The sequence below is a fragment of the Actibacterium atlanticum genome (assembly GCF_000671395.1).
Taxonomy (GTDB): Bacteria; Pseudomonadota; Alphaproteobacteria; order Rhodobacterales; family Rhodobacteraceae; genus Actibacterium_D; species Actibacterium_D atlanticum.
On record NZ_AQQY01000001.1, the window covers coordinates 104,494 to 118,758 of the forward strand.

At 61.3% G+C, this 14,265-nt stretch carries 17 protein-coding genes; 6 read left to right on the plus strand and 11 right to left on the minus strand.

What is annotated here, in order from left to right; translation table 11 throughout:
* From tatB to ATO10_RS00530, 5 genes are all read left to right on the plus strand, one after another.
* Window positions 1-471 carry a Sec-independent protein translocase protein TatB gene (gene tatB, locus ATO10_RS00510; protein WP_035246713.1) on the plus strand — a complete coding sequence of 157 codons (471 nt, stop codon included), beginning with the start codon at window positions 1-3 and terminating at the stop codon, window positions 469-471.
* Window positions 468-1,523 (plus strand): twin-arginine translocase subunit TatC, encoded by a 1,056-nt coding sequence (gene tatC, locus ATO10_RS00515; RefSeq protein ID WP_051597863.1) that lies wholly within the window; start codon window positions 468-470, stop codon window positions 1,521-1,523. The genes tatB and tatC overlap by 4 nt, the downstream gene beginning before the upstream one ends.
* Window positions 1,523-2,374, plus strand: coding sequence for an ATP-binding protein (locus ATO10_RS00520; RefSeq protein ID WP_035246716.1), 852 nt, complete (start codon window positions 1,523-1,525; stop codon window positions 2,372-2,374). The genes tatC and ATO10_RS00520 overlap by 1 nt, the downstream gene beginning before the upstream one ends.
* 70 nt (window positions 2,375-2,444) lie before the next feature.
* The gene (locus tag ATO10_RS00525; RefSeq protein ID WP_051597864.1) at window positions 2,445-3,224 is read left to right on the plus strand and encodes an RNA polymerase sigma factor; all 780 of its coding nucleotides are present in this window, start codon (window positions 2,445-2,447) and stop codon (window positions 3,222-3,224) included.
* Window positions 3,225-3,249: 25 nt separating this feature from the next.
* Complete coding sequence (locus tag ATO10_RS00530) at window positions 3,250-3,720, plus strand: YybH family protein (protein ID WP_035246719.1); 471 nt, start codon at window positions 3,250-3,252, stop codon at window positions 3,718-3,720.
* Between the two features lie 128 nt (window positions 3,721-3,848).
* Here ATO10_RS00530 and ATO10_RS00535 read toward each other — a convergent pair whose 3' ends face one another.
* The 4 genes from ATO10_RS00535 to ATO10_RS00550 all read right to left on the minus strand — a co-directional run bounded on the left by ATO10_RS00535 (window position 3,849) and on the right by ATO10_RS00550 (window position 7,216).
* On the minus strand, window positions 3,849-5,015 hold the full coding sequence (locus tag ATO10_RS00535) for a peptidoglycan DD-metalloendopeptidase family protein (RefSeq protein ID WP_051597865.1): 1,167 nt from the start codon (window positions 5,013-5,015) through the stop codon (window positions 3,849-3,851).
* Between the two features lie 56 nt (window positions 5,016-5,071).
* The gene (locus ATO10_RS00540) at window positions 5,072-5,716 is read right to left on the minus strand and encodes a protein-L-isoaspartate(D-aspartate) O-methyltransferase (protein WP_035246722.1); all 645 of its coding nucleotides are present in this window, start codon (window positions 5,714-5,716) and stop codon (window positions 5,072-5,074) included.
* Window positions 5,713-6,498: a 5'/3'-nucleotidase SurE gene (surE, locus tag ATO10_RS00545; RefSeq protein ID WP_035246725.1), complete on the minus strand. Its 786-nt coding sequence runs from the start codon at window positions 6,496-6,498 to the stop codon at window positions 5,713-5,715. Before surE ends, ATO10_RS00540 begins: the two co-directional genes overlap by 4 nt.
* A gap of 67 nt (window positions 6,499-6,565) precedes the next feature.
* Window positions 6,566-7,216, minus strand: a complete 651-nt coding sequence (locus ATO10_RS00550) for an SDR family NAD(P)-dependent oxidoreductase (RefSeq protein ID WP_035246728.1) — start codon at window positions 7,214-7,216, stop codon at window positions 6,566-6,568.
* A gap of 81 nt (window positions 7,217-7,297) precedes the next feature.
* Here ATO10_RS00550 and ATO10_RS00555 point away from each other — a divergent pair, with 81 nt between their 5' ends.
* Window positions 7,298-7,957 (plus strand): histidine phosphatase family protein, encoded by a 660-nt coding sequence (locus tag ATO10_RS00555; RefSeq protein ID WP_035246731.1) that lies wholly within the window; start codon window positions 7,298-7,300, stop codon window positions 7,955-7,957.
* Window positions 7,958-8,094: 137 nt separating this feature from the next.
* Here the strand turns inward: ATO10_RS00555 and ATO10_RS00560 are convergent, their stop codons facing one another.
* From ATO10_RS00560 to alr, 7 genes are all read right to left on the minus strand, one after another.
* Window positions 8,095-8,652 (minus strand): CvpA family protein, encoded by a 558-nt coding sequence (locus tag ATO10_RS00560; protein WP_035246733.1) that lies wholly within the window; start codon window positions 8,650-8,652, stop codon window positions 8,095-8,097.
* A 19-nt stretch (window positions 8,653-8,671) separates the two neighbouring features.
* A complete protein-coding gene (gene radA / locus ATO10_RS00565; protein ID WP_035246735.1) occupies window positions 8,672-10,039 on the minus strand; it encodes a DNA repair protein RadA in 1,368 nt (455 codons plus the stop codon).
* 241 nt (window positions 10,040-10,280) lie between these two features.
* Window positions 10,281-10,715, minus strand: coding sequence for a paraquat-inducible protein A (locus ATO10_RS00570; protein WP_035246737.1), 435 nt, complete (start codon window positions 10,713-10,715; stop codon window positions 10,281-10,283).
* Window positions 10,716-10,724: 9 nt separating this feature from the next.
* On the minus strand, window positions 10,725-11,528 hold the full coding sequence (locus ATO10_RS00575) for a DNA repair protein (RefSeq protein WP_155886664.1): 804 nt from the start codon (window positions 11,526-11,528) through the stop codon (window positions 10,725-10,727).
* A 149-nt stretch (window positions 11,529-11,677) separates the two neighbouring features.
* Window positions 11,678-12,424, minus strand: a complete 747-nt coding sequence (locus tag ATO10_RS00580; protein WP_035246740.1) for an ABC transporter ATP-binding protein — start codon at window positions 12,422-12,424, stop codon at window positions 11,678-11,680.
* Window positions 12,421-13,200: an MlaE family ABC transporter permease gene (locus tag ATO10_RS00585; protein ID WP_035246741.1), complete on the minus strand. Its 780-nt coding sequence runs from the start codon at window positions 13,198-13,200 to the stop codon at window positions 12,421-12,423. Before ATO10_RS00585 ends, ATO10_RS00580 begins: the two co-directional genes overlap by 4 nt.
* A complete protein-coding gene (gene alr, locus ATO10_RS00590; protein ID WP_035246743.1) occupies window positions 13,197-14,252 on the minus strand; it encodes an alanine racemase in 1,056 nt (351 codons plus the stop codon). The genes ATO10_RS00585 and alr overlap by 4 nt, the downstream gene beginning before the upstream one ends.
* Between the last annotated feature and the right edge of the window lie 13 nt (window positions 14,253-14,265).

Genomic DNA, 14,265 nt, shown 5'->3' on the forward strand with positions numbered 1-14,265 from the left:
ATGTTTGATCTTGGCTGGACCGAGCTTTTAGTGGTTGGGATTGTCGCGCTTATTGTCGTCGGCCCCAAAGACCTGCCCGGAATGTTCCGCACTCTGGGCCGGTTTACCGCCAAGGCAAAGGGCATGGCGCGCGAGTTTCAGCGCGCCATGAATGATGCCGCCGATGAGGCGGGCGTCAAAGATGTGGCCAGCGATCTGAAGGCGGCCACCAACCCCAAGAAGATGGGGCTGGATGCGGTGAATGACGCGGTCGAAAAGTTCGAAAAGTGGCAGCCACCGATGCCCGGCAAGGACAAGACCGAGCCCGCCAAGACCGAGCCTTTGTCTGAAGAACGGGCCGAAGCTGCTCGCAAGATCAACGAGGCCACCGCCAAAAAGGCGGAGGCGCGCATTGCCGCGCAAGAGGCCGCAAAGGCCGAAGCCGACACCAAGGCCACGCCTGAAGACAGTGCTGGAAAGACCGACGCATGAGCGACGCCGAGCCCGAGATCGAAGAAACCAGCGCCCCGTTGATTGAACATCTGGCCGAGCTGCGCACGCGGCTGATCCGTGCCGTCGGGGCGTTTATCGTAGGCATCGTTCTGGCCTTTGCCGTGGCCGAGCCGATCCTGCAATTCCTGTTGGCCCCTATCGAAGCGACCCTGCGCGATTTGGGCGATCCGGCCCCGACGTTGCAGTATACCTCGCCCCAGGAATACCTTTTCACGCTGTTCCGCATCTCGATGGTGTTTGGCTTTGCGCTGGCCTTCCCGGTTATTGCGCATCAGCTTTGGCGGTTTGTCGCGCCGGGGCTTTATAAGAACGAAAAGAACGCATTCTTGCCCTTTATCATCGCCTCGCCGGTGATGTTTCTGCTGGGGGCCGCGTTCGCGCATTTCGTCGTGACCCCGCTGGCCATGGCGTTCTTCCTTGGCTTTGCCGATGTCAGTTCGATCTTTGCCAATCTGTTGTCGACGGCGGTGCCTAACCTGCCCGTGGACGCGGCGGCGGTGGTGCCGGAAACCGATGACGGCATCAAGATCACCTTCTTTGGTAAGGTGAATGAATCCCTTGATATCACGCTGAAATTTATCATCGCCTTTGGCCTGTGTTTCCAGCTACCGGTTCTGCTGACCTTGATGGGTAAGGCCGGTCTGGTCAGCGCCGCCGGTCTGGGCGGCGTGCGCAAATACGCCATGGTGGCGATCTTGCTGCTGGCCGCTTTGGTGACCCCGCCGGATGTGGTCACACAGCTGATCCTGTTCACCGTGGTCTATGGGCTCTATGAAGTCTCGATCTTCCTTGTTGGGCGCGTTGAAAAGAAACGCGAACGCGATCTGCGTGCGCAGGGCCTGTGGTTTGACGAGGACGAAGACGAAGAAGAGGCCGACGAAGCCGAGGCAGCAGATGCCGACGCCGAAACCCAAGCCGCCTTTACCCCCACCAAGGACGATCCGCTGGTTGACGAGTTCGACGCAGAGGAGGAATCCAAGGATGGTGACATCGAAGAAGACGACCCGGGTCAGGTCGACGACACCAAGTGATGTCTGACACTGAGTACCTGAAACGGATCGCCGAAGCGCTGGAGCGGGTCAGCCCCGCCCCGGCCGCGGCCCCCGACTTCGCCGCTGCGGATGCCTTTGTCTGGCAGGTTTCACCGGATCATCTGGTGCCGGTGCCCAAGGTCAACCGCGTGGCGCTTGAGCTGCTGGTGGGGATCAACCGCTCGCGGGATACGCTGCTGGAAAACACCCTGCAATTCGCCCGCGGCCTGCCGGCCAACAACGCGCTTTTGTGGGGCGCCCGTGGGATGGGCAAGTCGTCCTTGGTCAAGGCCGTGCATGCGGCGGTGGTCGATCAGGGCCTGCCGCTCAAGATCGTCGAAATCCAACGCGAAGATCTGGCCACCATCGCCCGCCTGCTGACGCATCTGCGCGCTGTACCTGATACGCGGTTCATCCTGTTTTGCGATGATCTGTCCTTCAGCCATGATGATCAGCACTACAAATCGCTTAAGGCGGTGCTGGACGGTGGTATCGAAGGGCGCCCGGAAAATGTGGTGTTCTACGCCACCTCGAACCGTCGCCACCTGATGCCGCGCGACATGATCGAGAATGAGCGCTCCAGCGCGATCAACCCGTCCGAGGCCGTCGAGGAAAAGGTTTCGCTGTCGGATCGGTTCGGGTTGTGGCTGGGCTTCCATCCCTGCGATCAGGACGAGTTCCTGACCATGATCCGGGGCTATTGCGACGCTTACGATGTGCAGATTGATGACGATACGCTTCGGGCCGAAGCCATCGAATGGCAGGCCACGCGCGGGTCGCGTTCAGGCCGGGTGGCGTGGCAGTATTTTACCGATCTGGCGGGCCGCAGAGGCGTCGCGCTGACAAAATAACAAAATAGTTTGTCACAGATCGCTCCCAACTGATGTCTAACTAAGTATAGGCAATCAGATGAGGCGCCCCATGGCAGACCTTTCCGACATTCAGGCCGCACAGGGCGGTGACAAACAGGCGCTGGAACGCGTGGTGCTGTCCGTGCAGGATCAGGTGCACAGGCTGGCGCTGCGGATGCTGGCCCTGCCCGAGGACGCGCGCGAGGCGACGCAGGAAATCCTGATCCGTGTGGTAACCAACCTGTCCGCCTTTCGCGGTGACAGCGCCTTTTCGACCTGGGTCTACCGGATCGCCACCAACCATCTGCTGACCGTACGCAACGGCCGTCAGGGCCTGACGTTTGAGGCCTTCGAGGCCGACCTACATGACGGCCTGTCGGACACCCCCGATGCGACCGATACGGTGATGCTGAACGAGCTGCGCATGGCCTGCACCATGGCCATGCTGCTGTGTCTGGATGTGAACCACCGGCTGGCTTACGTGCTGGGCGACATTCTGGAAATGGACCATGCACAGGCGGCCGGGCTGCTGGACATCACGCCGGCCAATTACCGCAAACGCTTGTCGCGGGCGCGGGCCGATGTGCAAGGCTTCACCGCGCGCGTCTGTGGGCTGGCCAACCCGGCGGCCAAATGCAGCTGCCCGCGCCGCCTGCCTGCGGCACAGGCACTGGGGCGTCTGCCCAAGGCGCCCGCGCCTGATGCGCCGGATTACGACACCGTCAAAACCCGCGTCGCCCGCGCCGAAGCGGGCCTGAAGGCGATCACGCTGCAACGCGCCACCGGCGCGCTTGCCGCCCCCCACGATCTGACCAAAGCCCTGATGGCCGCGGTCGACCCGCCGGGCTAAGGCCCTTTCACCCAAGGAGAAACCCATGAACCGCTTTTTCGCGGCGGCTGCGCTGTGCGTTGCCGTCACCACCCCCGCCTTGTCAAATGAAGGAGTTCCCATGACACAGGATCAACAAGACGTACTGGCCACCATCACCGGCATGACCGAAGCGTTCCACGCCAAAGATCTGGACGGCGTGATGGCTGCGTATGAATCTCAGGCCACCATCAACTTTGAACCTGCCAGCCCGGCCAGTGACCCGACCCACATCCGCGCCGGGTTTGAGATGTTCTTTGGCTTCAATCCCCATTTCACCTATGGCGAACACGAGGTGATCGTGAACGGCGACACGGCCCTGCACCTGACCCCGTGGGACATGACCGGCACGGCCCCGGATGGATCACAAATGGCCCAAAGCGGCCTGTCCGTCGCGGTGCTACACCGCCAATCTGATGGCAGCTGGAAAATGGTGATCGACAACCCGTTTGGTGCCCATGTGATGCGGGATCGCTGATCTGAAAGCTGCGCCTGCGGCGCGGATATTTGAACCAAAGCAAGGGCCCCGGACCGGGGCTCTTTTCTTGCATTTGCTTTGGGCGAAATATCCCGGGGGAGGCCCAAAGGGCCGGGGGCAGCGCCCCCTTACTCCAGATAGGGCAGGGGATCGACGCTCTCAAACCCTTCGCGTACTTCGAAATGAACAAAGGCTGGATCACCGGCGCGCACTTTGGCGATGGTTTGACCCCGGGTGACACTGTCGCCTTTTTCCACCGTAATGCTGTCAATGTTGGCATAGACGGTCATCAGGCTATCGGTGTGGCGGATGACCAGAATAGGAACCTGATCGGTATCACGGGTGATCGCGGCGACGGTACCGGCTTCGGCGGCTTTGACGGTGCTGCCTGCGCTGGCGGAAATATCGATCCCGTCATTGGACTTTTTCTTGAAGCCGCGAATGATGGGGCCGTTCACCGGCATGGCCAGTTCCGAGCTGACCGTGGCATCCGATCCAAGATCGGGCGAGGCGGGGAGATCAACCGGGGTGGTGCGGGCGGCTTCATCGGCAGGCAGCGGGGTGGCGGCGCTGGGAGGCGCGGCCAAAACCGAGGACCCACCCGGTGGCGAGGTTTCATCGGCATTGGTTGGGGCCGTGTCGCCGGTGATCGGGATCAGCAGGTATTGGCCTTCGCGCAGGCTAAGTTCAGGACCCAGACCATTCCACTCAGCCAGCGCAGACACTGAGACCCCGTAGATACGAGAGATCGAATAGGCGGTTTCGCCGCGCTGGACCTGATGCCGGACGGGTTCCGGCGCCACAGCCACTTTGGTGCCTTCGGCGGTGGTGGCAACGGCGGGCTGCCCCGTGCTGGCGCGGTCAATCGCGCCGCCGGCCAGTGTGGTGATGTCAATCACGTCCGGCGACTGGATCGGCCCCGTGGTCGGGGAGCCGGTGGCGGGCGAGGGTTCGGCTACGCGCGTGTGCAGGGCGATGATTTCGCCGTCGCGCAGGGATGTGGTGGGTTCCATGGCGTTATGTTGTGCCAGAGCGGCGCTGTCCACGCCGACCCGTGCGGCCACATCGGCGACAGTATCTCCGCGCCGGGCCACGGCGACCTGATAGGTGGGATATGAAATCACGCCGCGATCATCCGGGCGCGGCAGATCGGCGGTGGCTTGTTGGGCGGCGGCCGATGTATTGGCGCCGTTATTGCGCAGGTCGATGTCAAAATCCGAGCACCCAGCCAGCGATACGGCGCTGGCCAATAGGGCGGCACGGGAAATACAGGCTGCGCGCGAATGGGCAGGCATGGCTCGTTCCTCAATGTCGGCCTATCCCGTGTTTGTCCGGGCTTTTGTGGCCTTGGTTACTGGTCTCTACCGATCCCCTCTACCAGCGGGACGAACCGCACTGGTAAGAGCTCCTCATAGTCGAATCCGGTGGCGGTGCGCGTAACCTTGATCAGGCTTTGCACCGCGTCGGACTGACCCACGGGCAAGACCATAATACCGCCCTCACGCAGTTGAGCCAAGAGCGGGCCGGGGGGGTCTTCGGCGGCGGCGGTCACAATGATGCGGTCAAAGGGGGCCAGATCGGGCAATCCGTGTGATCCATCGCCCAGCATGGCGATCACATTATTCAGCGACAGGGCTTCAAACCGTTTCTGCGCTTCGGCCACAAGGCCGCGATGGCGTTCGACCGTGTAGACCCGGCGCGCAAGATGCGACAAGATCGCCGCCTGATAGCCTGAGCCTGTCCCGACCTCCAGAACCTTGTCGCGTGGCTGCACCTTGGCAGCCTGTGTCATCAGCCCCACGACAGAGGGTTGGCTGATGGTCTGCCCACAAGAGATCGGCAGCGGCATGTCTTCATAGGCGCGGCCCTCAAACAGGCCCTGCACAAACTGGCCGCGGTCCACAGATTCCATCGCCGACAGCACCCGTGCATCCGTCACCCCGCGCGAGCGCAGGGCGAAAAGGAACTGCATTTTGCGCTCGGCGGTGTCGCTCATTCCAGGCTCTCTTTTAGTTCAGCCAAGGTATCATGCGCGGTCAGATCGGCGCGCATCGGGGTAACGGCGATATAGCCATCAAGGTTCAGGGCGACATCCGTGCCCGGTGCGGTGGGGGTGTTTTGCGGCCCACCGGTGATCCACAGGAATTTCTTGCCACCCGGAGATTTATGCGGCTGGACGCCAAAGAACGCATCGCGCCGGTAACCCTGAGCGCAGACTTTAAGGCCCTTTACGTCCGCTGCCCGCACAGGCGGGAAATTCACATTGTAGAACAGCCGGTAATCATCGCCATCCCACAGGCCCCGATCAAGCAGCGCGCGCACGGTCTGCGTGCCATGGGCTGCGGCAGTTTCAAACTGAATATCGGGGTCATAGTTTGTCGGACCCAGATACTGTGACAGTGCGATGGCGGGCAGGCCCTGAAGCGCCGCCTCCATGGCGCCGCCCAACGTACCAGAGTAGAGCGCGTTTTCGCCGGCGTTATTGCCCCGGTTCACGCCCGAGAGCACCAGATCGGGTTTGGCATCGGTCATGACGTCATGCAGCCCTGCCAGCACGCAATCGGCGGGCGAGCCTTCAGCGGCATAGCGGCGCGCGCCCAGTCGGGCGATCATCATCGGATGGGTGTACGAGATTTTATGCGCCACGCCGGACTGCTCAAAAGCGGGCGCCACTGTCCAGACTTCTCCGTCCGGGCCAGCGATGTCTTGCGCGATAGCATCCAGAACCTTCAGGCCGGGCGCGTTGATACCGTCGTCGTTGGTGATGAGAATGCGCATGTTATGCCGCCCGTTGCTGCCTGCCCTTCCTCAATAGTCAAGCCAGAAGCCCCGGGCAAGCGGTGCCTCACCCCAAGGCGGCGATCAGGCGCAGGGCTTCGCTTTGGGGCGCGGTCAGGGCATCGCGGTCCTCGCCGGGGTAAAACCGGGCGCGGGTGGCTGTGGGCATCGGGGCGGGCACAAAACGCAGCACCTTGGCAGTGGCTTGGGTATTTTGCGTTTCGGCCTGCCAGGCCCCGAAAAGGGCGCGTTGGGCCGCTTTGGCCGCACTGTAGGCGCCCAGAAACTTGCCCGCATTGTCATCGTCGATGAACACGGCTGTGCCCGAATTCAAAAGCGGCGCAACGAACGGGATCAACAGGCCGGGTGTGGTGACGCCGGTGGCGATGGTCTTGGCCCAGTCTTTTTCATCCAGATGGTCGCTCGGAGACATCGGCGGCACATGGATGGCGGTATGCACCCACAAGTCCAGCGCCCCCCAACGGTCATGGACGGATCGGCATAGATGGCGCATGGCATCGGGGTCGGTGACGTCCATAGGGGCAAGGGTCATAGGCTGCGCGCCGCGCGCCCGGGCGCGGTCGTCCAGCTCTTCCAGAGCACCGGTGGTGCGGGCAACGGCAATCACATGCCAGCCCGCGACGGCCAGCTCTTCGGCAAGTGCCGCACCAAAACCGCGGGAGGCGCCGGTGATCAGGGCAAGTTTTGTATCAGTCATGGATCGGGGTTTGCGGCGAATTAGGCTGGAGGTCAAGAGGCCCGCGCGCTAGACCAAACCCAAAGGCGGCAGGAGCGTGAAATGGTTGAACTTACATTCGTCAGACATGGGCAGGCCAACACCGGTGCTCAGGACGAAGCCAGCTATGATCAACTCTCTGACACCGGGCGCGAACAGGCTCAATGGCTGGGCCAGCATTTCATAACGGCGGGACGCGGGTTTGATCACGTGATCAGCGGCACGTTGAAGCGCCAGCAGGACACTGCCCGGATCGTGGCCGACCAATTGGGGCTGAGGGTCCATCAGGATGCGCGGCTCAACGAAATGGATTACTTTGGTCTTTCGCACTCGCTGCTGGAAAGCCATGCCGTGGATTTCCCAACCGATCGCGAAAGTTTCATCGCCCATGTGCCGCAGATTTTAGAAGTCTGGTCGCGCGGCCAGATCCACAGCCACCTGGAAAGCTTCGACGCCTTTGAAACCCGTATCAGCGCGATGATTGATCACGCGGACAATCTGGGCGGACGTGTGTTGATGGTGACATCAGGCGGTGTCATCGGGATGGCGATGAAAATCCTGATGCAGCTAGAACTCTCGGCGCTCAGTAAGGTGTTGTTGCAGGTCTATAACAGTTCCATCCATCGCTACGTGAAAGCCGGCGATCAACTGGTGCTGGATACGTTTAACGCAGTGCCACATCTGGAGCGGCCAGAGCGCGCCGAAAAGCGAACGCATATCTAAACGCGCGTGCCGCGCGTTGCCTGCGGCGCGGATATTTGACCCAAAGCAAGGGTCCCGGATGCGCGACTTTTTCGGCTTGCTTTGGCCAAATATCCCGGGGGAGCCGCAAGGCGGGGGCAGCGCCCCCTCAAACGTGTTTAGTTCGCGCCGCAGCTTCCGACCAGATCGCCGTAGCGGTCCGTCAGCCATCCCAAAGCCGCTTCGGGATCACGATCCGCGATTTTGCCAGTGATCTTCGAGAAGACGGCCGAGGAGCGGCTGTCATCGACCACCTGAACGGGGTCCGAGGTGACCACCATCTCATAGACGAAGAACGCAACGGCGACCAAAAGCACGCCGCGTGCGACACCGAACAGGAAGCCAAGCCCCTGATCCAGCCCGCCCAAAACGGAACGTTGCACCATCGATGAAAAGAGCGGTGTGAAAATCGACACCAGGATCAGCGCCACGGCAAATACCGCAGCGAAGGCTGTGATGATGCTCAGCTCGCAACTGTCCTTGATAATGTCGTCCAGAATCGGGATTTGTTTGACCAACGGTTCTGCCTGTGAAGCGAACATAAAGGCCAGCATGGCCGCGGCGATCCATCCGACAATGGCCATGCTTTCGCGCACCAGTCCGCGCGAATAGGCCAAAATTGCCGAGATAATAATAACGGCCGCCACAACCGCGTCGATGATGGTGAAACCTTCCATGTCCCTGTCCCCGTGGCTTTCAGCCTGCGCCGAATATGTCTCCGACGAATCCTGTTAAATCCGTCATGTGCCGCAATGTTATTCCGGTCTGCCCCCCCGCTTTAGCGCGGGACGGTGCGATTGCATGTGAGAAACCAAGTTTTTGCGCTTCTTTCAACCTGTTTTCTGTCTGGCCCACGGGGCGTAAGGCGCCGGAAAGGCTGATTTCACCAAAAACCACTGTATCTGGCGGCAGGGCGACGTCTTCTCGGGCAGATAAAAGTGCGGCGGCAACGGCAAGATCGGCCGCTGGCTCGGTTACGCGCATCCCGCCAGCAACATTCAAGAACACATCCAGCCCTGCGAAAGGGATGCCGCAACGGGCCTCCAAAACGGCCAGAGTGGTAGAGAGCCGCCCCGAATCGAGCCCGACAACCGTGCGCCTGGGGGTTCCCAGGGGCGAGGGCGCGACGAGGGCCTGAATTTCGGTCAGCACCGGGCGGGTGCCTTCGATGCCAGCAAACACGGCCGAGCCGGGGGCGGGTTTGTCGCGTTCGGACAAGAACAGGGCTGAGGGGTTGGTGACCTCACTCAGACCTCTCCCAGTCATTTCGAACACGCCGATTTCATCTGCCGGGCCAAAGCGGTTTTTGACGGCGCGCAGGATGCGGAACTGATGACCACGCTCACCTTCAAAATAGAGCACCGTATCGACCATATGTTCGACCACGCGCGGACCGGCGATTTGGCCCTCTTTGGTCACATGGCCGACAAGGACCACAGCGGTACCGGTGCGTTTGGCAAAGGTGGTCAGTTCATGCGCGGCGGCGCGAACCTGGCTTACGGAGCCCGGCGCGCTGTCGACATTGTCGGCCCACATGGTTTGGATCGAGTCGATGATTGCCAGCTCGGGCCGCTCTTTATCCAAGGTGGTCAGGATGTCGCGCAGATTGGTTTCGGTTGCCAGTTTCACCGGCGCGTCTGACAGGCCGAGTCGCTGGGCGCGCATGCGGACTTGGGCGCTGGCTTCTTCGCCCGATACATAGACACAAGACAGACCCGCGCGTGCGAAACTGGCGGCGGCTTGTAACAGAAGTGTTGACTTCCCGATGCCCGGGTCGCCCCCAACCAACAATGCCGAGGCAGGCACCAACCCGCCACCTAGAACCAGATCCAGTTCTGACAGGCCTGACTTTGTACGCTGGGGTGGGGTTTCCTCGGTTGCCAGGTCCTTAAGTGCGATGGCGCGCCCCCGGTCGGCGCCCAGGCTTTTCTTTGTCGGGCCTGCAGATAGGGGGGCTTCTTCGGTGATAGAGTTCCATTCGCCGCAAGCATCACAACGGCCTGACCATTTCTTGTGAACGGCGGCGCAGGCGGAACAGATGTAGCTGACAGTTGGTTTGGGCATGCCTTGCTTGTGCCCGTTTTGTTCTGGTTTGGCAAGCGGGGAAGGGGGCGCTGCCCCCGTCTGGCGACTCCCCCGGGATATTTGGCCAAAGCAAGCCCGGATTTGGCGCGCCCTGCTCCGTGGCATGGAGCAGGGCGTCTTGCTTCGGACGGTCATCGGCGTCCCCGCCTGTACCGTAGGGTTAAAAAAGCCCAAAAGGGTTTTGCTTTGGTTAAAATATCCGCGCCGCAGGCAGCCCGCTCTAGCGGGCTTTGGCGCTTTCCCGCAGGGAAAGCGCCAGCGAGGCCAAAATGCAGAAGGAAAACAGGTACAGGCCCCAGGCTGTTTCGACTTTGGCCAGGCCCACGCCTTTGACCACAACGATGTAGAGGGCAATCAGGAAGACGTCTGCCATGGCCAGTTTGCCCAGTGTGGCCAGCGTCGGCAGCAAGCGGGGGCTTGCCAGGTCGAATTGGATCAGAGCAAGCCCGATGGTTTTTAGATACGGGGCGAATAGGGCGAAGATCGTGACCAGAAGTGCCAAGAAGATATCTGTGTCCCACAGGGCTTGCAGGCCCGAGACGACGCTGATTTCGTCAAGGTCAAAGAATGGCAAGCCCAACCCGGCCCGCATAAGCGGGGCGAACCAGGCGATGGGAAACAGGATCAGCAGGGCGAGGTTTGCCCATCTTGCCATGTCGTTCACTTACTCTGCAGCGTTGCCCAGACCGGCCAGTACAGCGGGAATACTGACAACTTTGCTGCCCTCGGTTTTTGTCGTTGCCCGAGCTATGCCCGATGCGGGCGTGTCGTTCAACTCTGGCAGCAGGTCGGCCAGATCTTTGCACAGCTGTTCGATCTGTTGATCGGCCACGGATTCCTCGACCGAGACCTGTGTCGTCCAGCGGCGCAGCTCGTCTGTCAGCGATTTGGCGTGGTTGATACGTTCTTGCAGCTCTGAGACTTCGGTCTGGCGTTGCTTCAGCACGGCTTTTGCGCGGTCAACATTTTCATCCGAGTACACAGTTGCCAGATCGCGGCTGACGTGACTCATTTGCGCCGCTGCTTCCAGAACGTCCGGCTCTAACCGGGACAGATCGGGATGCTGGCGCAGGTAGGTCATGCGTTCGCGCACTGCGTCAAATTCAGACGACAGGTTGAACACCCCTTCGCGATCGGCACGGTGGCTGATCTGATAGGCATGGGCGACGTCCTCCATCCGCATGGAGAATTTGCGATGCGCGTGCTCCAGCTGCGATACTCTTATTGCCGAAGGCAGATAGAGCAGCAGTGCAACACCAAGACCTGCGCTGGCGATTTGAACAACGTGGCCCGCCGGGAAGGTGTAGCCCCAGCCCGCGATCTCGAGCGTCAGCCAAGGCCAGATCCCGGTGGCAGACAGGACAAGGCTGAGCACGGCAGCAGCGCAAAGCAGGGCGATGTAAGCGATTGCAAACAGCCTTAGCGTGCGAGCAACCCCTCCTTGGGTATTGAAAAGACTTCGAAACATATGAACCCCCAGACAATATGAACTGTCTCCATAATAGGCGAAAATCCGCCAATTTTTGAGGGGAAAAGCGCGCGGTAACGGACCGTTGAACGTGTGGAAACGATTCAGGGCGTGATTCTACCGGGAAAATTTTGGTCGGACAGGGGGGATTAGCGCACTGCCTCGATCGGGCCTTCGGCCACGCCCGAGACGAACTGGCGCACGTAAGGGTCGGGGGTGGTGTCCATCTCGGCGACGGGGCCGGACCATTTGATCACCCCGTCATGGAGCATGGCGACCTTGTCGGCGATGGCGCGCACCGAGGACATATCGTGGGTGATGGTCATCGCTGTGGCGCCCATTTCCACCACGATCTCGCGGATCAGGTCATTGATCACACCGGCCATGATCGGGTCGAGACCCGTGGTGGGTTCATCAAAAAAGATCACCTGCGGGTCGGCGGCGATGGCGCGGGCCAGGCCCACACGTTTTTGCATGCCGCCCGACAGTTCCGCCGGGAACAGGTCGGCGACATCCGGGGTCAGGCCAACGCGGCGGAGTTTTTCGATGGCGATCTCGCGGGCTTCGGACTTGGGCCGTTTCAGAGAGCCGCGCAGCAGGCGGAAGGCGACGTTTTGCCAGACCGGCATGCTGTCAAACAGCGCGCCGCCCTGAAACAGCATGCCGAACTTTGCCAGAAAGGCGTCTCTGTCTTGTTTGGCGACGTTTTGACCGTCCAGCGCGATGCGCCCAGCGTCTGGTGCGATCAGCCCCAGCACGCATTTCAGCGTCACCGATTTACCGGTGCCCGAGCCGCCAATGATCACCATGCTTTCGCCTGAATCGATTTTCAGATCGACCCCGCGCAGCACCTTTTTGGGGCCGAAAGATTTATGGACGCCTTGCAGTTCAATCATGAGGTAAAGAAGGCCTCGGTCAGGATGTAATTGGAGGCCAGGATCATCACCGATGCGGTCACCACTGCGGATTTGGTGGCGCGGCCCACGCCTTGGGCGCCGCGACCCGAGTTCATGCCGTAATAGCAGCCGACCAGAGCCACCAGAAAGCCAAACACCGCGCCTTTGACGAGGCCCGAGCCGACGTCCCAGAATTCCAGAAAATCGACGGTGTTTTGCAGATAGTTGGCCGGGTTGAATCCCAGCCGGGTGACGCCCACCAGATAGCCGCCGAAAATGCCGATAGCATCGCCCACACCGACCAGCACCGGCACCGCCAGCGTGGCGGCCAGAACGCGCGGTACGGTCAGATAGCGCATCGGGTCGGTAGAGAGCGTGACCAGCGCGTCGATCTGTTCGGTCACTTTCATCGTGCCGATTTCCGCCGCGATGGAGCTGGCGACGCGCGCCGCCACCATCAACCCGCCCAGAACCGGGCCCAGTTCACGTGTCATGCCAATGGCGACGATCGAGGGAACCACCTGTTCGGCGCTAAATCGCGCGCCGCCTGCATAGATTTGCAGGGCCAGCGCCGCGCCGGTGAACAGCGCGGTAAGTCCGACCACCGGAAGGCTGAAATAGCCAATGGTCAAAAGGGCTTGCAGGAACTCTTTGAGGTAAAAGGGCGGGCGGATCAGCGCCACCAAGGTTTGTGCGGCAAAGATCACAGCGCGCCCTACGCCGGCGATCAGGCCAAGGGACGCGCGGCCCAGTCCCGCCAGCGAGGCGCTGATCATGCGTGCTGCCCCGTGCCGTTGTATTGGCGGGCATAGCGTGCACCCAGAGAGGTCAGGATTTCATATCCGATTGTGCCTGCCGCATTGGCCAGATCGTCGACCGTCTGGTCGGGGCCAAGGATCTCTAGGGCTTTGGGGGCGCTGCTGAGGTGGGTGATGTCGACCGAGATCAGATCCATCGAAACCCGGCCCGCGATTGGGCAGGGCGCGCCTTCAAAGAACAGGTGGCCGCGCCCGGACATGGCACGGATCAAGCCATCCGCATAACCGCCCGAGACGGTGGCGATCACTGTGGGTTCCTGCGCGGTGTAGGTGGCCGAATAGCCCACGGTTTCCCCGGGCTCAAGTTCGCGAATTTGAATGACGGGCAGAGACAGGTTGACCACCGGGCTGGCGTCTTCAAACGGGGCACCACCATACATGCCAACGCCCGGGCGGGTGATGTCGAAATGGTAGTCAGGGCCCATCAGGATGCCGCCGGTCGCCGCCAGAGACCGCGGTACATTCAACCCGTCGGTCATGGCGCGAAACGTGTCCAGCTGTTGTTGGTTCTGCGGGTGATCCGGTTCATCTGCGCAGGCAAGGTGGCTCATGATCAGTTCCGGCCCGGCCCCCAGCGCGATTTCCGCAACGGCGCCCCATTCGGCGGGTTCCATGCCCAGTCGGTTCATGCCGGTGTCCAGCTGAATGCCGAACGGTCGGCCCGGCAACGCCTCCAGATGGCGGGTCAGCTGTTCCAGCGAATTCAGCATTGGCACCAGATCAAGATCGTGGATCATGTCGGTGTCGCCGGCCATATGGCCAGAAAAGACGCAAATCTGCGGCCCCGGGCCAAGCGCCTGACGCACAGCGGCGCCTTCTTCGGCGGCAGCCACGAAAAAGCGCCGCGCTCCGGCGCGTGCCAAGGCCCGTGCCACTTGCGGTGCCCCAAGGCCGTAACCATCGGCTTTTACAACAGCTGCGGTTTCAACACTGTCCGCGCTTTGCGCATCCAGAGCCTGCCAATTGCGCACCAGGGCGCCAAGATCGATATGTAGTTTACCAGTTGCCATGGATAGGGTTTCG